General features: G+C 39.6%; 22 protein-coding genes. 4 read left to right on the top strand and 18 right to left on the bottom strand.

The window, feature by feature from the left end:
• Window positions 1-16: 16 nt before the first annotated feature.
• From B5X70_RS02325 to B5X70_RS02365, 9 genes are all read right to left on the bottom strand, one after another.
• On the bottom strand, window positions 17-562 hold the full coding sequence (locus B5X70_RS02325) for an ATP-binding protein (RefSeq protein ID WP_232468296.1): 546 nt from the start codon (window positions 560-562) through the stop codon (window positions 17-19).
• 11 nt (window positions 563-573) lie between these two features.
• Window positions 574-1,326 (bottom strand): PHP domain-containing protein, encoded by a 753-nt coding sequence (locus B5X70_RS02330; protein ID WP_079556267.1) that lies wholly within the window; start codon window positions 1,324-1,326, stop codon window positions 574-576.
• Window positions 1,327-1,345: 19 nt separating this feature from the next.
• Window positions 1,346-1,681, bottom strand: coding sequence for a serine kinase (locus tag B5X70_RS02335; RefSeq protein WP_079556268.1), 336 nt, complete (start codon window positions 1,679-1,681; stop codon window positions 1,346-1,348).
• Window positions 1,668-3,047, bottom strand: coding sequence for a [Fe-Fe] hydrogenase large subunit C-terminal domain-containing protein (locus B5X70_RS02340; protein WP_079556269.1), 1,380 nt, complete (start codon window positions 3,045-3,047; stop codon window positions 1,668-1,670). The genes B5X70_RS02335 and B5X70_RS02340 overlap by 14 nt, the downstream gene beginning before the upstream one ends.
• A gap of 15 nt (window positions 3,048-3,062) precedes the next feature.
• Window positions 3,063-3,476 carry an ATP-binding protein gene (locus B5X70_RS02345; protein ID WP_079556270.1) on the bottom strand — a complete coding sequence of 138 codons (414 nt, stop codon included), beginning with the start codon at window positions 3,474-3,476 and terminating at the stop codon, window positions 3,063-3,065.
• A 20-nt stretch (window positions 3,477-3,496) separates the two neighbouring features.
• Complete coding sequence (locus B5X70_RS02350) at window positions 3,497-3,841, bottom strand: DRTGG domain-containing protein (RefSeq protein ID WP_079556271.1); 345 nt, start codon at window positions 3,839-3,841, stop codon at window positions 3,497-3,499.
• Between the two features lie 240 nt (window positions 3,842-4,081).
• Window positions 4,082-5,275 (bottom strand): SpoIIE family protein phosphatase, encoded by a 1,194-nt coding sequence (locus tag B5X70_RS02355; RefSeq protein WP_079556272.1) that lies wholly within the window; start codon window positions 5,273-5,275, stop codon window positions 4,082-4,084.
• Between the two features lie 9 nt (window positions 5,276-5,284).
• The gene (locus B5X70_RS02360; protein ID WP_079556273.1) at window positions 5,285-7,156 is read right to left on the bottom strand and encodes a [Fe-Fe] hydrogenase large subunit C-terminal domain-containing protein; all 1,872 of its coding nucleotides are present in this window, start codon (window positions 7,154-7,156) and stop codon (window positions 5,285-5,287) included.
• Between the two features lie 36 nt (window positions 7,157-7,192).
• Window positions 7,193-7,444 (bottom strand): (2Fe-2S) ferredoxin domain-containing protein, encoded by a 252-nt coding sequence (locus B5X70_RS02365; RefSeq protein ID WP_079556274.1) that lies wholly within the window; start codon window positions 7,442-7,444, stop codon window positions 7,193-7,195.
• A gap of 103 nt (window positions 7,445-7,547) precedes the next feature.
• Between B5X70_RS02365 and B5X70_RS02370 the strand changes: the two genes are divergently transcribed.
• Window positions 7,548-8,375 carry a hypothetical protein gene (locus tag B5X70_RS02370; protein WP_143255012.1) on the top strand — a complete coding sequence of 276 codons (828 nt, stop codon included), beginning with the start codon at window positions 7,548-7,550 and terminating at the stop codon, window positions 8,373-8,375.
• Window positions 8,376-8,432: 57 nt separating this feature from the next.
• On the opposite strand, the gene B5X70_RS02375 is transcribed toward B5X70_RS02370, so the two are convergent.
• From B5X70_RS02375 to B5X70_RS02385, 3 genes are all read right to left on the bottom strand, one after another.
• A complete protein-coding gene (locus B5X70_RS02375; RefSeq protein WP_079556276.1) occupies window positions 8,433-10,223 on the bottom strand; it encodes an NADH-dependent [FeFe] hydrogenase, group A6 in 1,791 nt (596 codons plus the stop codon).
• Between the two features lie 104 nt (window positions 10,224-10,327).
• Window positions 10,328-11,506, bottom strand: coding sequence for an NADH-ubiquinone oxidoreductase-F iron-sulfur binding region domain-containing protein (locus B5X70_RS02380; protein ID WP_079556277.1), 1,179 nt, complete (start codon window positions 11,504-11,506; stop codon window positions 10,328-10,330).
• A 63-nt stretch (window positions 11,507-11,569) separates the two neighbouring features.
• Window positions 11,570-12,043 carry an NADH-quinone oxidoreductase subunit NuoE family protein gene (locus tag B5X70_RS02385; protein WP_079556278.1) on the bottom strand — a complete coding sequence of 158 codons (474 nt, stop codon included), beginning with the start codon at window positions 12,041-12,043 and terminating at the stop codon, window positions 11,570-11,572.
• A gap of 491 nt (window positions 12,044-12,534) precedes the next feature.
• On the opposite strand from B5X70_RS02385, the gene B5X70_RS02390 reads away from it, so the two are divergent.
• Window positions 12,535-14,592 carry an alpha-amylase family protein gene (locus B5X70_RS02390; protein ID WP_232468295.1) on the top strand — a complete coding sequence of 686 codons (2,058 nt, stop codon included), beginning with the start codon at window positions 12,535-12,537 and terminating at the stop codon, window positions 14,590-14,592.
• 130 nt (window positions 14,593-14,722) lie between these two features.
• Here B5X70_RS02390 and B5X70_RS02395 read toward each other — a convergent pair whose 3' ends face one another.
• The 5 genes from B5X70_RS02395 to B5X70_RS18245 all read right to left on the bottom strand — a co-directional run bounded on the left by B5X70_RS02395 (window position 14,723) and on the right by B5X70_RS18245 (window position 18,034).
• On the bottom strand, window positions 14,723-15,223 hold the full coding sequence (locus B5X70_RS02395; RefSeq protein WP_079556279.1) for a hypothetical protein: 501 nt from the start codon (window positions 15,221-15,223) through the stop codon (window positions 14,723-14,725).
• 66 nt (window positions 15,224-15,289) lie between these two features.
• Complete coding sequence (locus B5X70_RS02400) at window positions 15,290-17,344, bottom strand: DUF2264 domain-containing protein (RefSeq protein WP_079556280.1); 2,055 nt, start codon at window positions 17,342-17,344, stop codon at window positions 15,290-15,292.
• A gap of 82 nt (window positions 17,345-17,426) precedes the next feature.
• Window positions 17,427-17,540, bottom strand: a complete 114-nt coding sequence (locus tag B5X70_RS18135) for a DUF1858 domain-containing protein (protein WP_143255013.1) — start codon at window positions 17,538-17,540, stop codon at window positions 17,427-17,429.
• Window positions 17,541-17,577: 37 nt separating this feature from the next.
• Window positions 17,578-17,775, bottom strand: coding sequence for a PAS domain-containing protein (locus tag B5X70_RS18240; protein ID WP_232468294.1), 198 nt, complete (start codon window positions 17,773-17,775; stop codon window positions 17,578-17,580).
• Between the two features lie 22 nt (window positions 17,776-17,797).
• The gene (locus tag B5X70_RS18245; RefSeq protein ID WP_232468293.1) at window positions 17,798-18,034 is read right to left on the bottom strand and encodes a DUF438 domain-containing protein; all 237 of its coding nucleotides are present in this window, start codon (window positions 18,032-18,034) and stop codon (window positions 17,798-17,800) included.
• A 308-nt stretch (window positions 18,035-18,342) separates the two neighbouring features.
• Here B5X70_RS18245 and B5X70_RS02410 point away from each other — a divergent pair, with 308 nt between their 5' ends.
• Both B5X70_RS02410 and B5X70_RS02415 read left to right on the top strand, forming a co-directional pair.
• Window positions 18,343-20,199, top strand: coding sequence for a sensor histidine kinase (locus tag B5X70_RS02410; RefSeq protein ID WP_079556281.1), 1,857 nt, complete (start codon window positions 18,343-18,345; stop codon window positions 20,197-20,199).
• A 1-nt stretch (window position 20,200) separates the two neighbouring features.
• A complete protein-coding gene (locus B5X70_RS02415; RefSeq protein ID WP_079556282.1) occupies window positions 20,201-20,962 on the top strand; it encodes a LytR/AlgR family response regulator transcription factor in 762 nt (253 codons plus the stop codon).
• 94 nt (window positions 20,963-21,056) lie between these two features.
• Here B5X70_RS02415 and B5X70_RS02420 read toward each other — a convergent pair whose 3' ends face one another.
• Window positions 21,057-22,400 carry a Gfo/Idh/MocA family oxidoreductase gene (locus tag B5X70_RS02420; RefSeq protein ID WP_079556283.1) on the bottom strand — a complete coding sequence of 448 codons (1,344 nt, stop codon included), beginning with the start codon at window positions 22,398-22,400 and terminating at the stop codon, window positions 21,057-21,059.
• Between the last annotated feature and the right edge of the window lie 218 nt (window positions 22,401-22,618).

Raw genomic sequence — 22,618 nt, forward strand, 5'->3', positions numbered from 1 at the left:
TTAATATTTTGGGTTCTTATTGAATACTCATCTCTTCCATGTTCTCTTTTACCATTTCCCGCAAAAAATTGACTACTTCAGGATTGTATACACCAACATCCCCTAGTTCGTCCTTCACCTCCTTTGAATTCAGATTGAATCTTTTTTCATCCTGTGTGATGTGGATGATGAAATCCACATCGGGCGTACCACAAATAAGAAGAGCCACAGTTCCTGGGATATCTCCCAATGGAATGCAATCAATGTGACCACGTAAAAACCCGGCCTTTACCCGGGTTCCTCTTCCGGGTTCAGAATCAATCGATATTGATCCTCCGGTTTGTTCTGCATTCATTTTCAAAAAAGGCAGTCCCAACCCCACTTTACGTGTGATCCTTGTGGATACAAACGGATCTGTTACTTTGTTAACCGTTTCTTGATCCATCCCACATCCATCATCCGATATTGATAATTCCATGGAATTATCAATTGATTGAAAATTCAAGGATATTTCCACGACTTTTGCTCCGGCTCTGACAGAGTTTCGTGCAATATCCATCATATGCATAGAGAGATCTTTCATGATTACACCTACTATATTTTCCCGGTTCCGGGCTTTGCCTCTCTGCCATCTTGCTGATTCAAAGCCTTTCTGACCTCTTCAAAGCTTGGCTCTTTCATTTTTAGCCAGGTAAAACGGCGTCCGATATGCTCAGGCTCATGGGCGTCAGAATTGGTTATGATTGAAAATCTTCTGTTTTTATCTTTAACCTCGGCAATTTTTTGATCATTAAGAAATAAAACTTCAAGAGCATCAGCCTTTAAATCGGCCGGAACAAATCCCAATTGACGCAACATCCCATTGATCATACGATCAATGTGTGCCGGAAAAAACATGCCATTAAGACGATATACCTCTTTAACTATCTCTTCCATTGATGCATTTAACGCACTCCATAACAACCTCTGTTCCTCTCCTTGTATCTCTTCATATCTGTTGACCCATACCTGATGGCCAAACTTTTCAGGTATATTTAGTATCTCTGGCAATTTGGCATCCAGAAACACCTGAAACTCTTCCAATCTTTCACCCGATTCAAAGAGCGTTACACAATGAACCTCTTCCCTGCTGTTAACTTCTGCTCCTCCAATGACCATCAACTCCATTTCTTTACCTACCTCCATAACTTCTTTACATTGTTTGGTAGTGTTATGGTCGGTTATAGCAATGATGTCCAACTTCTTTTTGAGAGCTTCGTCAATAATTCGTTCGGGCGTCATATCCAATCCTCCACATGGTGAAAGAACGGTGTGAATATGTAAATCTGCCCGATACCACTTCATCATTTCAGATTGTTAAGCCACTTTAATTATTTAGCAAACCATACAATTTCCCTGCAATTTCAAAGGTTTCCATATCAGTCCCAAGCAAAGGAACTTTCTCCTCATTGCTGTGAGCGATGGTATCGCCATCGGGTTCCAATCCTTTTACAATAATGATGGCAGCAAGTTCTTTCAGTGATGCCACGGCCATAATGTTCTTATGGGTTTGAAGAGTCATCCACACAAAATTTTCATCTGCATTTCCCATGACATCACTCAACAAATCGGAAACATAGCCGCCGGCTATCTCATTTTCGAGGCCAGATTCTCCTGAAAAAACCTTTAGCCCCAATTTTTGAACCATATCACGTACCTTCATCTTTAGCTCCTAATTTTGTACAATCTTTATCTAATCTGTCTTTACCCCAAACTTTATCAATAATTCTGATGGCATGATCGCTGTGAAGCTTCTTATGTTTTTCCATCGTTCGCTGAATAAACACGCAACTGGAGAGTTGAGCCTCCTTTTGTACAATGTCCTGTGCAAGACTCAGGCAATTTGGCGCTCCACAGGCTCCACAATCTATTCCGGGCAGATAACACATCAACTTTCTAACCTGCTGCATCTTTCTGAGAGCAACGCTCATATCTTCGTCAAGCTTCAACATGGATCGTGGATCCAATGGCTTAAGTGGAAGGCGGGTTTTCATAAAATCCACATAAGAAGCCAGATCTTCAGGTATCCCATGTATGTCCTTGAAAAGTTCAGCTCGTTTTCTTAACCGTTCAACTGTTAGAAAACGATTTCCTACTACCAGAACCCCTCCTGCACAACTCTCGTCACATGCTCTGAGCTCAAGAAAATCCAAATCCGGTATCTCATCATTCTCTACCTTTTCCAGAATATCTATTACATTATGTATTTCATCAATTGCAAGACAACGACCCCGCATATGCGGAGCCTCTCCATTTGTGAGCGTCCATTTAATATGTTTAGGCCCCAGGTTGGGCAAATTTTCACCGGGTGATCTGACTCCGGAACCACTGCGATTTTTGATTCCGTGATACACTTTATTGTACATGAAATCCATGTTAATGACCCCATTAACAGGAGATTTGGTTTCACCAACAGGACTTTTAACCGCAGCAATTTTGGCAGCACATGGGGTTACAAAGAAAATGCCTATCTCCTCGTCAGGGATGCCTTCATCCTGCAACTTTTTTCTAAAGAAAATGGCAGATGCATCAATGGGTGGTTTCACCAAAAGTATCTGATCAACCAGAGCAGGAAATTTCACCTGTATCAATCTCACAACTGCCGGACAAAAAGAGGAAATTAAGGGCTTCTCAGACTGCTTACGGGCAGCTTCAATCATTGCATCATTGATGATGTCCACAGTATGCTCCGTCTGAAACACGTGCGTAAATCCCAGTTCCCGCATCACAGAAAATATCTGGGATTCAGAAATATTTGACGGAAACTGACCTATCATAACGGCAGGCACCAGTGCCACTCTATATTTATAATCATATATTTTATCGAAATCGTCCTGCTCAACATAAAAAGCATTTACAGGACATACCTTCATGCAATCACCACAGTCCACACACCAGTTTTTACGAATGGAAGCCTTACCATTCCGGATTCGGATGGCTCCGGTAGGACATACATTCATACAATGAGTACATCCGTAACAGAGGGATTCGTCAACCTTTAAAGCATGATAAAACTGGTCATTTGCCATGTTTACAACCTGATTTTATTGCAAATAAGTGATCATTTCCAACGTTGTTCCTTTTCCCACCTCTGAGGCAATTTTTAACTCATCGGTGTTCTTCTTAATATTTGGAAGTCCCATCCCAGCTCCAAACCCCATTTCGCGCACTGCGGCAGATGCGGTAGAATATCCGGCCTGCATGGCGAGGTCAATATCGGGAATACCGGGGCCTTCATCCTCTATCTTTATTTCGATTCTTTGTTCATCTATATCGACTAAAATACTTCCCTTATGTGCATGCGCCACCACATTTACTTCTCCTTCATAAAGCGCTACCACAATTCGTTTAATGATGCGGTTGTCGACATTTAATTGCTTCAATATCTTTTTTACCGCACTGCTGGCATGGCCGGCACGGGAAAAGTTTCCTCCTTCTACTTCATATCTGAACTCCATTTTCTATAGGTTTTTCGCGGTTAGTAAACCGGTTTTAAACCCGCCTCGTGCAGAATTGAGACAGTTCTGAACATAGAAAACGGGGTTTCAATTAAGGTAATGTGGTTTTCTTCAGCTAATTGTTTCATCTCGTCTGAAACTTTCTTCCCCCTAACCAGGACAACGCAATGGATGTCTGCCATTTCAGAGGTTCTTATAACCTGCGTATTGGTCAGACCTGTTATCAGAATCAGGTTGTCAGAATCCAGAGTTAAAACATCGCTCATTAAATCGCTGGCAAATCCATACATAAATTCCCTTTCCTGATTTACATCGCCGCAAATCAACCTGGCCTCCAGAAGTTCCACAACCGTACTTATATTCATATAAACATTATATTACTAAAAGTCAAACACATAAACAAATCAAAATAATCGCATGAATTTTCAGATGTTAAGATACACGGAAAGTACAATCCTTAAAAATATTAAAAGAGTTTATTGACGTGGCTTACAGTAATATATAAACAGTCTAAATTAACAAACATGTAATTTATGTCGAATTTGTTAAAATATTCTACAAAAAACATGATCTATCCATTATGACATGCGATAATGCTTGAAGGATTACATGTATTCAACGGTCACTTCCTTGAGGAATTTATCTTCGAGAACTCTAACAATTCTTTTCACAACCGACCGGCGTATTTCTAACTCAACCGGCAGGTTAGGATCCTGATGCGCCACATTAATGCGCGTTCCGTTAATGATGTGAATGCGATCGCTCTCCAGAAGATATTTCACAATGAGATCGGCCGGTCCGGTGCCGATTTTTTCATCCTTTTTGAGATTTTCAAGGATGCGGGCAGCTTTTCCTAACGTAAGAATTCCTTCTGTGACCAAATTCATCCCTTCCACATAAGAGGCAGGTGGTAGTTCAGGATCAGACTGTTCCATTCCTGCATCGAAACGTAAAGCCAACTCTCGGGCTATTATTTCGGCAGTAGTACCACCAGAAATGATCTTTTTCCCGGAAAACCGCTGTACCTTAAGTGCAAAATCCAAATCATTTCGCTCATCAAAGGGGGGGCCTGAGACCAACAGCATTTTACGTGGTTCTCTGAAGTAAATTACTCCAAAGGAGGTATCATCTTTTGCGATTCCCCCATCGTGTTTCATAGATAAACTGACTATCTTTCTTGCCAATTTTGCAGAGGATATAAAAGGGGTGTTTTGTAATAGTTTTTTAACCTGCTCAATCACTCCGTCCCGTCCCCATCCAAATGGGAAGGCTCTGGTTCCCATCCCGGACTGAACAATTCCATCACTCAAAAAAAGAATCCGATCCTCCATTTCGGCTCTAAAACTGCAGGTTCTGATCTCCTTGTCACGATACTTTTCGTCTTCAAGCTGAATAGTTTCCCATTTCGGATCAAAAATTTCTTCTCCTCTTAGAATGACACAATCCGGATTGTCATATTCTACGATGGTTGTAAATCCGTCATCTTCGATGTCGATGATGGTAAAGGTTGAATAACTGATTTTCCGTACTGAACAAACCGGAAGTGTATTCATGATGATTTCTGCGCTTTTCTTGACCTCTCGGTGCTCCATGGTAAAATTAACAGCCATAGAGGCTGTTAAAGAGGCCAGCACATTGGCTTTGATTCCTGACCCCATTCCATCTGAAAGCACAACAATGGTGCGCCCCTCCTCTTTTATTCTTCTGGATAAAAACACATCACCACAAATCTCCTCGCCTACATGATTGGCCTGATGACAAAAAATATCAATATATATATGACTTTCGGGTACCAGCATTCTATTACTTTATGAGTCAGTTTTTTCTTCAGAACCTTCGTTATCTGAGCCTAGTTTTTGAGCGTCGATGATGGATGAAAGAATCTTCTCTGTTTTTGAAGCACTTTCCCCCAGCAAGAATGCAATTTGCTGAACTGTTTCAAGGTTTTCCCGAATAACTGTTCTTGCCCTGTTGATCACCTCTTCTCTCCGGACGTTTGGAGAGGTTAGATCACGAATGATGCCACCAACTGCCTTATGCTTTTTAATAGTGAATACAGAGACATTGAAAATTGAATTACCAAAAGGCGTATCACGGTTTAACATATCCTGTCCAGATTGCAAAACGGAGGCAAACAGACGGTGAAACGGAACAAGCGCAGAAAGTTCTGCTCCTTTCAAACCGGGTATTGTATCATTTATGGTTTGAGCATCCTCTCCCAACATCTCAACAAACACATGATTTGACTCCATAATTTTCAGGTTTTCATCTACGACTACAACTCCGGCATTTATTTTGTCTAACATGATTGTGGTAACCTCAGCTGCTTCAAGTGCAGCCATTTCGCCTGCTCTGGCTTTTTCTTCACTATCTTTAAGAGCCTCCTTGGTTTTTTTCAGTTTTTCATTGGTCGCGTTTACTTTACTGATAAATGTATGAAGCTTGTTGATTGAATAGCTATAACACATCTCATAATTGGTGAGACCCTGGCAATAAGCGATGGCAAATTCGCGACATGATGGGTAACCGCAAGCACCACATCCCAGCTGGTCTTCTGCTTTGCTTTTGCCCATTTCGTGCAACACTCGCCGGATTTCGCTATCGGGTGGCATGGGAAGTCGTCTGTCCTGAGCTTTAAATGTGCGGGAAACATCCAGATCCTTAAATTGCTCAATCTGCTCATGCCAATTGACCAGATCCAACCCCTTCAACCGCTTGTTTACATATTTGATAACCTCTGATCGTCGCATAAACTTCTTACCTCCCGGACTCATTCCGGGACCCATCACGCAACCTTCACAATAGAACAGGTCAAGATGCTGTTTAAGACCTGTCTGACTCTTAAATTCTGAAAGAGATTCCTTAAAGTCAAATTGCCCGTTGGCGCTGATGATGTCTCCAGAAAGTAATTCCTGGTTGATGTCTACTGCCTGAAGCATTCCCCTACGGATGGGGTAAAGTCCACCTTTGCGGCCAATGGGCGGATCAAATTCACTGTACTCTACATTGTTTTCGGTAATTTTAAACTCCTTAAACAGCTCACGCATCTCAATAAAAGTAAGGACGCCATCTATCCGTCCATCATCTTTATGCATACGTGTGTCATCTTTAGCTGCCACACAAGCAGTTGCATAAACCAGTTTCAAATCCTCTCCATAATATTTACGAACCACCTTTGCCATTACCACATAAGGAGGCACCATCCGCGCAAGGTTTTCTACCAGCTCCGGCTCAAACTTTTCCACATAAGCTGCTACGGGAGGACAAACAGTGTGTATGTAGTATTTCCCATGGAAATTGTGAAGTAAATCGCGGTATCTGAAAGCAAGTAAATCAATCCCGAAAGCCATTTCAAGCACATAATCAAATCCCAATCCGCGAATCATTGCAACAAATTTGCGATGATCAGTAATGTCTACAAACTCTCCGGAAATGGAGGGATCGCAAATAATTGCAACTTTGGAGCCCGAACCAAGCAGATCTTTTACCATCTGCTTCTCATCTCTATAGGAAATGGCATTTTGAGAACAAACCATCACACAATGTCCACAACCAATACAGCGACCCGGAACTATAGTTGCATGGGTCTCCTCTATCTTTATTGCTTTGGTGGGGCATGTTCTGATACATGCCAGACTAAGATTGCACTTTTCCGGATCAACTACGACCAATTGCCTCATAATAATGCTTATTTCCTTTGGTAATTTACGAAAACACTATGAATGACCGAAATACTCATCGAGTATTTCGTAAATATTTTCAGATGACACCGCTTTATATAAATTACCATCAATTTTAAGAACAGGCCCCTCCTCACACAAACCGGTACATAACTCCCCACTGAAAAAAACAGTTGGCTCAAGATTGTGCTCCCTTAAATAACTCTTCACAATCTCTAAAACATGTTTATTCCCTCTTGAAAAACAAGAACTTCCAAGACAAATAGTAACTCTATGCTCCTGATTCATTGGGTATCCGAATTAATTCCACCTATGATTTGGCATGAATTTAAACAAAATAACTCAAAATTTAAAAAATATTGTATTTTTCAGAACTAAATCAATAAACAAAATGCTTCCGAACATCCAAACCACCATCATAGTGGCTTGTGCTAAACCTCTGAATCTACAAACATTGAGAGGCATTGCATTCCCAATTGCTGAGGTATTCGGGTCATCTGTCACGTTTCTGTTAATGAATGACCAAATCTCAACAGAATATGTTGAGAAAAGCTTAACATCTAAAGAATCTACTCTCAGATCACTTCCGGCATTCAGATTTATCTCATTTCCATACAACTTTAATTACAACCAGCTAATTGAAAAGAACAGCCATAATGAGGAGGCAATTATGATTATATTCCCTGAGCTTCCGAGCGGTTTTCCACGACCATTGAAAGAACTCAGATTCATGTTGAAGACCCGAAAGTTAAGGCTTCCATATATGATTTTACCTAAATTTGCTTATGACAACTGGTTTCCCAAAACAGTCATTATACCAATTGGCTATGATCGTACGGATAAAGAAACTGCCATTTGGGCTTCATACTTCAATCGATTCTCCGACAGTCGCATTATTGTATTAAAAGCGAATGAGAAAGAACAATGGGCAAAAAACAGCACTCATTTAAACATCCGTTTTGTTGATAAATTATTCAAAGAGACCAACACTCCATATGACTTAAATGAGAGTCATGTCAGCTCAGGTCGATTGCCCTGGGAAACCATCGAGCTCGCAGACAAGACAGGAAACAGTTTGGTGATACTAAGTACCACCAAGCACTATGGACCGGGTCATTATATTACCGGTCCTGATGAACTTCGTATCATAAAAAACAAATCCGGAATTCCTGTGTTATGTGTTAATCCGGTTAAAAATGCGTACGTTTTATGTAAATAGCATAATTTCGCATGCAACTTGCAAGAGTACCGATAAAAGCCACGACTCATGGGTGATTCAATACCGTTCCCTTGGTGTGTAATGAGTGTGTAAAAGCCTGTGCGATTCATGCCCCAGCGGTTCGCCAAGAAACTCCTTGTAAACCTTAACAACTTCCGGATTTTCATGAGATTTTCGGATTGTTTTAAGGGTATCTTCCCGATAAATGGCAGAAGACCTGGCATTTCTGATTTCAGGAGAGGTTGGAATGGGTTGTCCTCCTCCTCCAAGACATCCGCCGGGACAAGCCATGATCTCGATAAAATGATAATTCGATGAACCATCTCGTACCGATTCCATCACTCTTTTTGCATTGGCGAGTCCGTGTGCCACGCAGGTTTTAACCTCAACGCCCTCCAAAAAATCCCATTCCGGAAGCGCTTTATCAATTTTTAAAGTAGCTTCGCGCACGCCTTCCATTCCCCTGACTGGAGTAATGTTTAATCCTTCAAACGGGACCTCCCTGCCGGTCACTACTTCATAAACTGTCCTTAAAGCGGCTTCCATTACACCACCGGTAGCGCCGAATATTACAGCTGCTCCTGAACTTTCACCCATTATACTGTCGTAATTATCATCGGCCAGGGATTTAAAATCAATGCCGGCCTGTTTAATCATCAGCGCCAATTCCCGCGTGGTTAAAACATAGTCCACATCCTGATATCCACTGGAATACATCTCCGGCCTGTTGGCTTCAAATTTCTTGGCCGTGCATGGCATGACCGATACACTAACCATTGAAGCGGGATCAACCCCGATTTTATTGGCGAAAAACGTTTTGGCCAATGCGCCAAACATCTGTTGTGGAGATTTAGCGGAGGAAAGATTTGGCAGAAAATCCGGGAATATATGCTCAATAAATTTAATCCAACCGGGGGAACAACTGGTTGTCATGGGCAACCGCACATTTTTATCCTTATCTTTAAGAACCTTTTTAAGGCGTTGAAGTAGCTCATGTCCCTCTTCAATAATGGTTAAATCGGCAGTAAAATCAGTATCCAGCACCGAATTAAAGCCCAAACGCCGCAGCGCAGTCACCATTTTCCCTGTGACAATTTCTCCGGGATCAATTCCAAGAGCTTCGCCCAAAGCGATGCGAACAGCGGGAGCTGTTTGCACCACCACATATTTTTTCTCATCATTAATGGCCGACCACACCTCCTCCACATAGTTTTTCTCTGTGAGTGCACCGGTTGGGCAACGATTTACACACTGTCCGCAATTGGTGCATACCACTTGATAGATTGGTTTCTCAAAAAAGGTGGAAATTTTCATTTCACTTCCTTTTTTGGAAACTGTTAAAGCTCCTATATTCTGGAGTTGATCACAGGTGCGGACGCATCTCTGGCAGCGAATGCATTTACTATCGTCTTTTATGATGGATGGCGAGTAATAATCGATGGTATACTCCTTAAATGGAATTAGATTTATGAATGCATTCTCTCCGAGAATGTATTCATGTGATAGTTCCTGAAGCTCACAATTCCCGCTTTTATAGCAAGTGGTGCATTCAGCACGATGTTCAGAGACCAGAAGTTCGAGAATCTGCTTTCGTGCATTACGCACCTTCATGCTGTTGGTATGGATTTCCATTCCGTCTGATGCCGGTATGGCACATGCCGGCAACAAGCGATCCGAGCCTTTCTGTTCAACCATACAAACCCGGCAATTTCCGGCAACACACAAATCTTCATGATGACAAAGTGTGGGTATTTTTATGTTTATTGATCTTGCAGCGTCAAGCAATGAAGTACCCTGCTTAACACTAACAGATATACTGTCGATTTTTAAAGTCACCTGGCTACTCATATGCTTAAATTATTTTGGTTTTTAAATGGATTTGGATTACTGATTTAAAAACTCAGTTCTTTTTACTCAATGCAACATAGTTGCATTGAGTTTTTCAGAGATGATCAATAGATCATCTCTTCCTTAAAGTTCTCAACAATTGAAGAAAAAGAATTTGCTACCGACTGACCAAGTCCGCATTTGGCTGTCACCCTCATCACTTCTGCAAGTCCCAGCAGTTTATCAAGGTATGTGGAAGGTCGTTCTCCTCGTTTTACGGCTTGAATTCCCATCAGCAGCTGTTGAGTACCCACCCTGCAGGGAGTACATTGTCCGCAGCTTTCCTCCACAAAGAAATCGAGGTAGTTATGCAAAACATTGTACATAGATCTTGAGGAGTTAAAAATCATCATGGAACCTCCCGTTGGAAGAGACACCCCTGTAAGTTTCCCCTGATATCCAATGATTGTTTTTTCAAATCTTTTACGAGGAACGCAAAAACCGGCAGCACCACCAACCTGCACAGCTTTAGCATCTCCGTCCCCAAAATCATCCACAAATTTTTGAAGTGTCATACCAAATTCAAGTTCATAAATACCCGGGATGGGCGTGTCTCCCGAAACTGAAAACACTTTACTTCCTCTACTATCCTTAACTCCCAAATCCCTGAACTTCTCGGGACCATATTTAAATATTGAATAGGTGTGAGCCAGGGTTTCCACATTATTTATGACTGTGGGCTTTCCTTTGTATCCAAAATTAGTTGGATATGGAGGTTTGTTTCGAGGTTCTCCCCGTTTTCCTTCCATACTTTCAAATAGAGCCGTTTCTTCACCACATATGTATGCGCCCGAACCCATAAATATTTCCACCTGAAAATCAACTTCGAATTTCTTCATCAGCTGATGAAACTCTTCAATGGCATTGTTAAGATGGGGAACCAGATAAGTATATTCCTGCCGGAGGTAAATAAATCCCTGCCTACAATTTATAATGCGTGCACAAACGGCCATCCCGGCAAGGACCTTGTGTGGAACACTTGTCAGTATTTCTCTGTCTTTAAAGGTCCCGGGCTCGCCTTCATCGGCATTGCAAATAATAAACTTTTCATCAGCCTTATCATCAGCAGCCAATCTCCATTTTAATCCGGTCGGAAAACCGGCTCCTCCTCTACCTTTCAATCCGGAAGCTATAAGATCGCTGATAAGTTCCTCATTACTTCTGGCCAATGTTTTACCAAGAATAGCCTCTGAATCACCTTCGTTTTTGAATATTAAATCGAGTCGTTTCAGATTTTTTGTCATAACGGTCTGGTTTTAAATTTGTGATGAGCAACCCAAAAACATCTTCATTCGCGACACCCTGATTTACTGCAAAGCTTCGCGCCTGTATTTATCTATTATCTCCCGGATGCTTTCAGGCGTCAGATCTGTATGAGGAGTATCGTTAACCAGCATGGCAGGGCCTTTATGGCACTGGCCTAAACAGTTGGTTTCGGTGAGGGTGAAAATACCGTCAGGAGTTGTTTGTCCGGGTTTTATTTTCAGTAATCGTTCCAGTTCCTGCAGAATAATATTCTTTCCATGCATCATACAAGTAATGGTTCTGCATAATCTTATAATGTATTTTCCGCTTTGCTGTGTTTCAAGAAAGCTGTAAAAAGTAGCGGTTCCGTACACATGAGCTGCAGAAATATCTAACTCACGGGCTACTTCAATCATGTCCTCTTCTGTGAGAATGTGATTCTTTGCATAAATTGCCTGAAGAATTGGCAAAAGTGATTCCCTCTCAGTTCCATGACTGGCAGAAACCTTTTGAATTATTTCCTGAATTGGTGACATAAGCACTGAGATATAAGGTGATACAATTAAATATTTTTTTCTTTATATAAGTTACAATAATCTACACCTCTCTTTTTATGACTTATGTCATGTTTATTGTACTGATATTCAATTTATATTTATTCTATGTAAAACAATACGTAAGAGAACTCTTTGATTTTCGCAGGGAGGGAATCTTATAATTCAGGATTATGAGAGAGAAATTGCCCTGTTATAATTAAAAATATAACATGCATTCAAACTCGATGTTTTCAATTCAATTGATTATCTTCCCAGTAAACACACGACGGGATATAAAATATAATTGTAACTGGTGTTTGCTAAAAAGCAGGTTCTATTCATTTTGGGGATATAATTCATCAATCCTCTAAGGCCATCGAACATATATTTAACAACCTGAGATGCATCTCACAATAACAATCCTTAATACTTTATACTTCAATCAGAACCTCCAATTCACTCCTTTAATTTAACTCAAATATCTTACAAAAATGACATCGACAAAACTCAAGTTAAGCCAGATGCTTCAAAAAGCAGGAATAGGTTTATCAATAACATTGTTCTTGTTTTTTGTGGTAAAACCATTGTCAGCTCAAAATGACGTTATGCTTCAGGCATTTTATTGGGATGTACCTGTAGATTCAGACAATAACAAAGGACTATGGTGGAACAACCTTAACAATAAATCCATCGATTTTAAAAACTGGGGAATAACCGGAATATGGATTCCTTCTCCATCTAAGGGAAACTGGGGAATATTTGACATGGGTTATGGCATTTATGACCATTATGATTTGGGTAACTACCATCAAAAAGGATCAACAGAGACTCGCTTTGGAAGCAGGGCTGAACTGGAAAACATGATTGCTACCATGCATGATACAACAAATGGAATGGCCAAGGTAAATGTATATGCAGACATCATTCTTAACCATATATATTCCGGCGATGATGATGCTGAAGTTAACCCTGCTGTGAAACAGTACGTATTTGATGAGGCTTATAGAAACGGGCAACAATATGTGCCGTATCCAACCAATGAAATTAACTGGGTAATTCCAAATGCGAAGGCCGGAGATTATTATATAAAAATTAAAGGCTACTATTTGGATTACAGCTCTTCATATGAAAATCGCGCGTATGACATTCAAATTGATTACAATGACAGCGGATTTAACAACAGCTATAGCTGGGAAACTGAGCCCAATAATGGCGATGGTCATTACAACATATTTCCAGACTCGGGACAAACAGTCCGTGCATTTATAAATTATGAAGGGGACATTGACGAATTTAGAGTAACTGCCCCCGGAAACAAAGATATTGTAATAAAACTAACGTCTCGAATTCAATCTGGAGAAAGCTGGTATTGGGGAGACCAGACAAGAGGCTTTTATCCTTTTGAAATTTGGTTTAACGGCCAAAACATTGCCACAACCCAACTTCAGGCTATTACTAATACGGGACTTTCATTTCCTCACAAAACAGGTATTGGAGAGCAAAATTGGACCTGGAACTATACCCATTTCCATCCGGTTGATGAAAATGATTGGCTGGGAGATTGGGGCATGGGCGATGAAATCATTACAAACACAAAAGGGTTTGGAAACGATTTGAACACCTTTGATCCGGCCATTCAGGAACGAATGAATGAATGGGGTGTCTGGATGGCTGATGTGATAAAATTTGATGGTTTCAGGCTTGATTTTGTTCGTGGGTTTCAGGAGTCCTATGCGGCTTCATGGATTAACAGTCTCCCGTTGCTTAACGGAGAACAAAGATACATTGTTAGTGAATATTGGGGGTCAGCAGCGGCAATTCAAAGTTGGGTTCATAACGTTGGTTCATATGGAGCTGCTACCGACGCATTTGACTTTCCATTAAAAACTACTTTAACAGACATGTGTAATGGAGACGCCAGTTTTAACATGAGCTGGTTAAACCATGCTGGAATTGTCAGAAACAACGATGGGCACAGTCTCCCCGGAACTTCTGTGGTAACATTTCTTGAAAATCATGACACAGGAAAGGAACACGATAAATGGGTAACTAAAGACTGGAATTTAGGATATGCTTATATTCTTACACATGAAGGTCGACCCTGCATCTTTTATCCTCACCTTTATGGAATTACTCTTTTTGATAAAGATGATGCTTCAAAACAGTTAAGTTTTCCGACGTGGGTGCAAGATGAAATTATTAAATTGATTGACGTTAGAAAAACCTATTTGGATGGAATTATCTCTGTATTGAGTCAAACCGGCAATCCATATCCTGAAACCAACACAAACAACGTTTATATTGCTCGTCGTCAGGGTAATGATAAAAAGGACGGAGCCATCATCGTTCTAAATAATTCGAATATAACCAAAGGATTATGGGTAAACGCAACACCTGAAGGATGGTCAAACTGGAACAACCAAACACTGGTAGATATATTTAATAACAATGTATCTACCCAGGTGTATGACGATGGCCGTGTTTGGGTGAAAGCTCCGGCAAGAGGATATGCTATTTATGTGCTTTCAACCGATCTTGTTACAAAATAGACTTGATTTGAATTGGGTACGGATTGCGGGGCACTTTCCCGTCGAAAAGCGCCGAAGCCGAATCGGGGCAGAAACCTTGATTATCAGCACCTAAACCGCACTTAATTATATACGCTGTTGTGTACTGGCTTTATTCTTTTATCTTTAATATTAGTGTCGAATTACAATCTGTTTTTTTAATCTGCTTAATTTTTGCATAGAGGATACTATCAGGATCTAAACTTGTCAATCTCTGAAATGTTTTTTTGTCCCAATCAACCGATATGTCGTTTATTACTAATTTGGTTTGAGTGTTATTATATAGCCAATTGTCTGTAAGTCTAAGAATTTTTTTTGCTCCAATGTTTATCGAATCCTTCGTGAATATTCTGACAATTCCAAGGTTTATTAATTGTCCGTTACAATCATAAATAGAGTCATTTTGAATTGTAACAGAATCAATAATCTCGCTATTATCTTTGCTTAGAATATCTTTTGTAATATCAGATGGTAATTTTATCCCATCAAAAACAACAACGGGTTCTGGTCTTACCGGTAAAGGACCTGGTCCTATCCTAATTTCCTTTTCTTGAGCTAAAAAAATCATTGATATTAACAGGAAAAATAGAAATAATAAATTTTTGTTTTTCATTCTCTTCGTTTATTGTTTGCAGTGAGTCAATTTAGCTTGTACACAACTCATTAACAAGAAGTTCCATCAGCAACTTCGTCTTCCATCGATATCTTTAAAATCAATGTTAAATTTCCGTTTGTCAGCCAAAGTCAGAACCACACCGAGAGTTGAGTAAGTGGATGTAACTTCTATTACTTCAATGTTCTTTATGGGGTCTAACTCTTCCGTTGTCCATGGCTTATCATCCATTTTGTGAAGCATTACAGAAATAAGCAACTCCATTGGGGGATTTTTATCCAGTCTCTTTTTACGTGCAAAAATCACGGTACTATCATCGGTTTCGGCATTCATGTTGGTATGGACTTTACTTTCCAACTGGTCCCAGCCTTTATAGGTGATTAAAGCTACACTTCGCCCGGGAATTGTAGCCGTAACCACCTTCTTTTCACCCTCATCAAACTGCTCAACCTCGGCACTTTTGCCATTATAATGAGGCAATCCAAAATGCCCAAGAGTAATTTCATACTCAAAAGCCAGACGAGTGCGATCTACCCGGATGACCCCTGCCGCCAATGTGATTTCAGCCAAATCAATGATGTACCCAACCCCGTTATTAGGTGGTTTCCTCATGATGGCCTGTCTGTACAACACCTCATCAATCACACCATTATAAAGCATGCTCTGCGAAATGGTGAATTTTTGGTTTTTTAATGCATCATTATCAACAGTAAGCCCGGTTAGGTAAAAATTAACGTCATCTCCTCTTAAATCTCGTGGGTCGAGACTCCGAAAACTGTACTCCATAGAAGTCCCTCCGTCTGGGTCGTGATCTTCCCAAGGGAAATGGGTATTGTATGCTAGTTTGGAGTAATTTGGGTCATCGTAATAAACCTTTCCGGGAATAATTTCAGAAGTTCCGGTTTTTCCATGGTTAACAAGAACCAGTCCGGGATTGTCCAGAATAACTTTTTTTGAATCGTTTCCAAGATTTTCCCAGAAACCATCATTTTCTTTCGCAGTCCAGAATGGAGAATCCTCAGGCAAGGCAAGACAAATAAATGGCAAGAACATCAGATAGGGACTTCCCGGACAGCTATAGTTTTGAACCATGTATTCACGTGTACCATAAAAGCCAAGACTTGGAATTTCATTATGATAGAAATCTTCGCGAGTTACAAACTGTAACAAAGAACCGGAACACAACCTCCTGGCCCATCCAGCATCCAGCAGATTTTGCTTTTTAAGCATAAAAGCAACCGGGAATGCACCGGAAACCCACGTACGATAACAAATACTCCGCGACCACATGTTTATGTATCCATCGCGCCCAAAAAAGCTGGGAAGAGATTCCATCAGCTTCTGAGCCGACCTTTCAATTACATCTGCAATTTCAGGGTAATACTCGTCTCCAAAAGCCCGGTTCCAAATGGTGGTATAAACAATAAACAGGCTGATGGAATAGTAATTATAAGTTTGTTCAAGATACCACCCGTTACCTGAGTGGTAAGAAGCGACCCATAAAAGATGACTTTTCAACAGGTCATCATCTATTTCGTATCCATGTTTTTTAAGAAAAGAGAGCGTGGTGATATTAAAAATACGCCAATTATTTTGTGTGGTTCGGTGATGCCCCCATTTTGAAATGGTTTTAACCATTTCACTTTTTTGTTCTTCGGTATATTGGGACCAAATGGTATCGGGCATCAGTAAAAGTGTTTTAAACAAACCACCAAACTCGCAGGTAAACTGATAATTCGAATCGGGCAACTCTTCGGGAAGTGGTAACGAGTTGGCATGTCCGGGAGTAAACGCTCTATAGAAATGCAAGCTGTAATAATCTCTTAGTTTTATGCCTTTAATGGATACTTCCGGATCGTTTAGAATCAAAGGGCCAGCCAAAGTAAAAGTCCGTTCCAAAGCTTCAAAATCAGCAGACCGATACCGCCACTCGGGAGCATTGGGTTGCGGATAGGTTTTACCGGGAACCCTCGGAAACGAAAGATGTTGGTCTATGGAATCGATGTGGGTAAAAGCCCGCTCCAGCAGGTATTTTGCACACTCTATATAGTGATGGCGGGTCATGCCCGTTAGCGGGCTTAATTCAAAATCCGGATTCTGTACTTCAAAAGCTGGTTTCATAGTTATCTAATAAGGGGTTTCTTAAAGAAGTCTTCCATAAACTTACCACAATTTAAAATATTTAACAAACAAGGGTTTAAAATCAGAAATGAAAAGCAGGAGACATCCCAATCAGCACTTCTTCCAATTGGGGATATGTATCGAGCAACTCACCCACTTTTGTTTTTGGAGTAATGACCAGTTGTTTGTTAGACATATAAGCAACGTAATAACAATTATTTGAAACGACTGAATTACTCGTTTGAGTAATTCAGTAATCTTTGTTCTCCTTCAAGCTTTCTTAGTTTGGTTAAATCCTGAGTAAATTCAACTACTCCTAAATATTCACCATCCTTACCCTTTATTGCAAAATATTCGATGTAAATAAATCGCTCCTTGAAATTGATCCAAAAGGCAGCACTACTCTCTTTTCCACTTTTAAAATCTTCCACAATCTGATCAACAATATGAACACTACCGGGAGGATGACACCTGCGTATGAAAATCACACAACTTTAAAACCTCTTCAACCGGCAGACCTTCAGAAATCAGCTCCTGTTCCACCTCTACCACTTCGTCGTAGGGAATATTTTTAAGTAGTTCGGCCAGCCTTTTTTTTACCTGTTCAGGAGCTTGTCCGCTATGCAGCTCAAGAATCATGTGCTTGAGCATCTCTTTTCTCTTTTCTGAATTATTTATTAATTCGCTCATAGATAAATGTTTTATGTATGATTTTCATGAAATAAAAGGTAGAATCAAGACTCTTCTGAAGCTTTTGTCAGAACTGTTTTATACAAGTTAGATGATTTAGCGACAACCTGCAATTACTTTCAAACTGAAACTACCTGAATCTTTTCCCTTGAGCAATTTACGAAAAAACATCAAATTAAAGACAGGGCTGTCTTTAATTTGATATTTTTTTCAGTTCGTCAGCTTAAATCATGTGTTTGTCGGAAAAACATAATTTCTACAAAGCACTTGTGGCATATTTGTATCAATAATCTACTAAATTTACAGCTATGTTAAAAATCACAAAAACTCTGATTCTATTTTATTTGCTCATAAATGCAGCAGCAAAAGAGGTAATTCCGCCTGAAATTCCATGGCGAGCCATTGTATATGCCGAGAATAATTCTCACAATACAAAGTGGGATTATGACATTTCAATTAGCCTTTATGGCAACTATACGGAACAAGACTCCATACTTGTGGCCAATGCCATTAAAATTACCGATGAATTAACGGAGACTTTGAAAGTAGAGATGAGCACACATGAACATGGTAATTTAAGAATATGGTTTGTGGATAGTACCAATGCTGCATATTTGCAAAAATCTCATTTTATTCCTGACAGTTTTGAATTGTATTGGCACTTTACCACAACAAATGATAAAGACGAAAACGGAAAGTATAGACGCAGATATGAAATATTCATTAGTCAGGGCTTAATTGCTGATTCCTTGAAACAAACAGCATTGACCAATCAACTTGCAAGGGCTTTGTATCCCAAACATTTGCCAATTGGCGCAATTTATCAAAGGGAGTGGGATTATTTTGAAAGTCCCCATAGCCTTTTCATGAGTAGTTATATATCAGAAAAGGATCCAACTTACTTAGAGTTGAGCGATTTCGACAAGGAGATGATAAGAACCATCTATTCCTCAGATTTTGACACTCTGCTGCCAATCGCTAAAAACACTTACAGACGTTATCACTTACCACCTTGGTTAACCCAACACAGATACACATTACTATTTTGGCCTTTAATTTTCTTAGCTTTTATTTTTACAGGGCTGGTAATACTTATGCATAAAAAATACTTTGTTAAAATAAGACACTCGTTTCTAAGATTCAACACAACAGCAGCTCTTGGACTCTTCTTTTTCGGGCTCTTATTTTCGTTATATTTAAATCTTGGCTATCGACTGGATTTGCATAATGACAGCGGGATAAAATGGCTTGGTATATTAGTAGGAAGTTTAATCACAATAATTATCGGACTTCCTCTTATAAACCTCTTTAGGTTATTGGAAATAGCCATTGGCAAAATCAATAAACACAAATTCTGGCAATCGTTATTGATATTTTCATCTACAAGCATCATACCCCCTGCCACAATTTTTGCTATTGTGTTTTTTTCTTCGCCGAACACTCCAATAAAAGATAACCCTGAGTTATTTGTAATTATTTATACTTGGCTTGGATTTACATTAGTAGGAATCATACGTGCCTTAATTAACTTTTTCATGGTGAAGGAACGTGAAATAAAAGTCGCCAATGAGATTCAACTTTCAAAGCTTCGTGAACTAAAAACCAAGGCTGAATTAAATGCACTACATTCAAGGATTAACCCACATTTTTTATACAACTCACTTAATTCCATAGCGGGATTATGCAAAACGAATCCAGAAAAAACTGAACGAATGGCTTTGTCGTTATCCCGGTTGTTTCGGTATTCCATTAATCGCGAACAGAGCGACTGGACAACCCTGAAAGAAGAGATGGAAATGATTCATATTTATCTTGATATTGAGAAGATAAGATTTGATGACAGGCTTGATTTCGAAATAATCCTTCCTGATGATTTAGCAGCAGAGAGGATACCCAGATTTTTAATTCAACCATTGGTTGAAAATGCTCTGAAACACGGAATTTCTAAAAAGGTAGAAAAAGGGTTTGTTAAGGTTTCCATCAACAAAGAAAACAACAGATTATTTATAATAGTTGCTGACAATGGGCCGGCATTTCCCGATGACCTGATTCCGGGTTTTGGAATACAAAGCATCTATGACAAGCTGGAAATTATGTATCCAAATCGTTTTGAACTACATTTTGTAAATGTGCCTGAAAAAAAAATCATCATTAAACTAGACTAAGATGAATGTATTACGAACCCTTATTATAGATGATGAAAGCATTGCCCGGCAACGTTTGTCAACGTTGTTGGCGAGCTTTAAGGATCGCTTTGAAATTATAGGAGAAGCCGGCAATGGCATTGAAGGAGCAAAAATGATCAACCATCTAAAACCTGATATTGTATTCCTTGATATTCAGATGCCCGGCAAAACAGGATTCGAAATGCTTGAGGATTTAGAGTTTATCCCCCATGTGGTATTTTGTACGGCTTATGAAAACTATGCTCTCCAGGCATTCGAGACCCTTGCACTTGATTATTTGGTAAAACCGGTTGAAGCAGAACGGTTAAAAATAACATTAGAAAAATTAGACCACATATCCAACCAAAAATCAAGTCTTCGAATTAAAGAGTTGCTTAATTTGATAGAGCTGCAAACTGAGAAAAAAATTCTTCATTCGGTGCCCCATAAAATAGGCGACAGAGTATTGCTTATTAAAACTGAGCATATAACCCATTTTAAAGCAAATGAAAAGTATGTTGATTTCTTTACCAACAATGGTGAAAAATATATATCAGAAATGTCGTTAAAAAAACTTCTTGACCGACTGCCCGATCACTTCATTCAAATCCATCGGGGTATTATTGTCAATATTAATTACATAAAAGAGTTTAGAAAGTATTTTAAAGGTAAGTATATCTTAGTTTTAAATGATAAAAATAGAACCAGAATAGAAACCGGAAGTTCGTACACCAATGTTATAAAAGAGCTAATTCCATCATAAAAAATGAAACAAACATGGAGTTACGACCTCCTGATTCTAAATGCAAAAGCCGGTTTTAGAACCGGCTTTTTTAGCGCAAAACATAGTAAACTCACTACACAACCTTCACTTTAGGCTTTAAAGTTGTAAGGTCCTGAATCTGAACTGTTTTTCCGGACTCTACACTTTGACGAGCGGCAACACCGGTAAGAATAGACATCACGCCATCGCGTAATGTAGCTTGCTGGCGAAGTGGATCTGGCATATCTGGATCTTTAAACAATTTGTCCATCATTAAAACATCCCCTCCCCAATGACCGGCACGTGTATAGTCCACTCTGAAAATTTTGGGTTTTTCATCAGTGTATCTGTCAATGGGAGTAAAAGTAATCTCAGCATAATCTTTTTGCGGATAGCCTTCAATACGAGCTTCCAAGCGCCCTTTAGTTCCATTAAACGCGATCCAGTATCCTTCGTAATCGGTATCACCTGTTAAAGAATAGTTCAACACAGCACCATTCATATATTTTACAACGGCATTGTGGTGCTCATAAATATCAATGCTCTCACGAAATACACAGTTATCACGAATATAGCCGTCATATTGTTCATTGTCGGCATACAAAGCTTTTAAGTGAGCATTTGCATTAATATCCCAATAATAGGGACATTTAGCAGTATATTCACAGTTGCGGCAGTTTTTTCCACGGAATTTCCCGTTTTTACCATATCTATCCAATGATGCATAAGCAAACACCTCTTTAGGCTCAGAATCAAGGAACCAGTTTACCATATCGAAATGGTGTGTTGATTTATGAACCCACAAGGTTCCGCCATGATCCTTATAACCATGCCATCTTTGCATATACCTTGTTAAATGACTGTGGTCAATGTTCCAATGAAACTCAACAGTATTGATATCGCCAATGAGCCCATCATTTATCAGTTGTTTCATCTTGGCTCTGTATGGGGGATAGCGATAATTAAATGTTACAATGATTTCGCGTCCGGTGCGTTTCTGAGCATCAAGAATTTCCTGTGCTTTTCCTTCATCAATGGTAAGAGGCTTTTCTGTAATGATATCACATCCCATCTCCATGGCTTTGATAATTACAGTATGATGGGAGGAATCTTCAGAGGTAACAATGATAACTTCGGGTTTTTGCTTTCGAATCATCTCCTCCAAATCGGTAAAAGTGGGACAATTGGCGCCAATATAACCATCGGCATACCTGAGTCGGCCGGGATTAATATCACAAAGACCTACTAATTCAACATATTCACCATATTGCCTGAGCAGATCGCGACCAAACATATTTACACCACGGATGCCTGTGCCTACAAGAGCCATTTTTCTCTTTTTCCCTGGTGTGCGCCGGGCAGCAACACTATTAACCGGATTCATTAATAATGATCCAGCTGCCAAACCTGTACTTGCTAAAAATTTTCTTCTGTCCATGGTTGTACATTCTAAATTATTTCAAAATTTTCATGCAACATTATGTAATTAAAATAACGATTACACGCCCATAAGTAAATAAAACTTAATATTAACAAATAAATACTTCAATCAGATAATATATCTATAAATCAAATAGCGACAAAGCATCCAATTTTGATAGTGAGATTAACCATCGCCTATAAACTAAGAACTTACACAAAACAGAAATTCATCAA

The sequence above is a fragment of the Alkalitalea saponilacus genome, from assembly GCF_900168165.1.
GTDB lineage: Bacteria > Bacteroidota > Bacteroidia > Bacteroidales > Marinilabiliaceae > Natronoflexus > Natronoflexus saponilacus.

Coding starts and splice junctions, on each gene's coding strand:
- B5X70_RS02325 (WP_232468296.1), bottom strand. CDS start 562: ATGAAAGATCTCTCTATGCATATGATGGATATTGCACGAAACTCTGTC.
- B5X70_RS02330 (WP_079556267.1), bottom strand. CDS start 1,326: ATGATGAAGTGGTATCGGGCAGATTTACATATTCACACCGTTCTTTCA.
- B5X70_RS02335 (WP_079556268.1), bottom strand. CDS start 1,681: ATGAAGGTACGTGATATGGTTCAAAAATTGGGGCTAAAGGTTTTTTCA.
- B5X70_RS02340 (WP_079556269.1), bottom strand. CDS start 3,047: ATGGCAAATGACCAGTTTTATCATGCTTTAAAGGTTGACGAATCCCTC.
- B5X70_RS02345 (WP_079556270.1), bottom strand. CDS start 3,476: ATGGAGTTCAGATATGAAGTAGAAGGAGGAAACTTTTCCCGTGCCGGC.
- B5X70_RS02350 (WP_079556271.1), bottom strand. CDS start 3,841: ATGAATATAAGTACGGTTGTGGAACTTCTGGAGGCCAGGTTGATTTGC.
- B5X70_RS02355 (WP_079556272.1), bottom strand. CDS start 5,275: ATGCTGGTACCCGAAAGTCATATATATATTGATATTTTTTGTCATCAG.
- B5X70_RS02360 (WP_079556273.1), bottom strand. CDS start 7,156: ATGAGGCAATTGGTCGTAGTTGATCCGGAAAAGTGCAATCTTAGTCTG.
- B5X70_RS02365 (WP_079556274.1), bottom strand. CDS start 7,444: ATGAATCAGGAGCATAGAGTTACTATTTGTCTTGGAAGTTCTTGTTTT.
- B5X70_RS02370 (WP_143255012.1), top strand. CDS start 7,548: ATGCTTCCGAACATCCAAACCACCATCATAGTGGCTTGTGCTAAACCT.
- B5X70_RS02375 (WP_079556276.1), bottom strand. CDS start 10,223: ATGAGTAGCCAGGTGACTTTAAAAATCGACAGTATATCTGTTAGTGTT.
- B5X70_RS02380 (WP_079556277.1), bottom strand. CDS start 11,506: ATGACAAAAAATCTGAAACGACTCGATTTAATATTCAAAAACGAAGGT.
- B5X70_RS02385 (WP_079556278.1), bottom strand. CDS start 12,043: ATGTCACCAATTCAGGAAATAATTCAAAAGGTTTCTGCCAGTCATGGA.
- B5X70_RS02390 (WP_232468295.1), top strand. CDS start 12,535: ATGACATCGACAAAACTCAAGTTAAGCCAGATGCTTCAAAAAGCAGGA.
- B5X70_RS02395 (WP_079556279.1), bottom strand. CDS start 15,223: ATGAAAAACAAAAATTTATTATTTCTATTTTTCCTGTTAATATCAATG.
- B5X70_RS02400 (WP_079556280.1), bottom strand. CDS start 17,344: ATGAAACCAGCTTTTGAAGTACAGAATCCGGATTTTGAATTAAGCCCG.
- B5X70_RS18135 (WP_143255013.1), bottom strand. CDS start 17,540: ATGTCTAACAAACAACTGGTCATTACTCCAAAAACAAAAGTGGGTGAG.
- B5X70_RS18245 (WP_232468293.1), bottom strand. CDS start 18,034: ATGAGCGAATTAATAAATAATTCAGAAAAGAGAAAAGAGATGCTCAAG.
- B5X70_RS02410 (WP_079556281.1), top strand. CDS start 18,343: ATGTTAAAAATCACAAAAACTCTGATTCTATTTTATTTGCTCATAAAT.
- B5X70_RS02415 (WP_079556282.1), top strand. CDS start 20,201: ATGAATGTATTACGAACCCTTATTATAGATGATGAAAGCATTGCCCGG.
- B5X70_RS02420 (WP_079556283.1), bottom strand. CDS start 22,400: ATGGACAGAAGAAAATTTTTAGCAAGTACAGGTTTGGCAGCTGGATCA.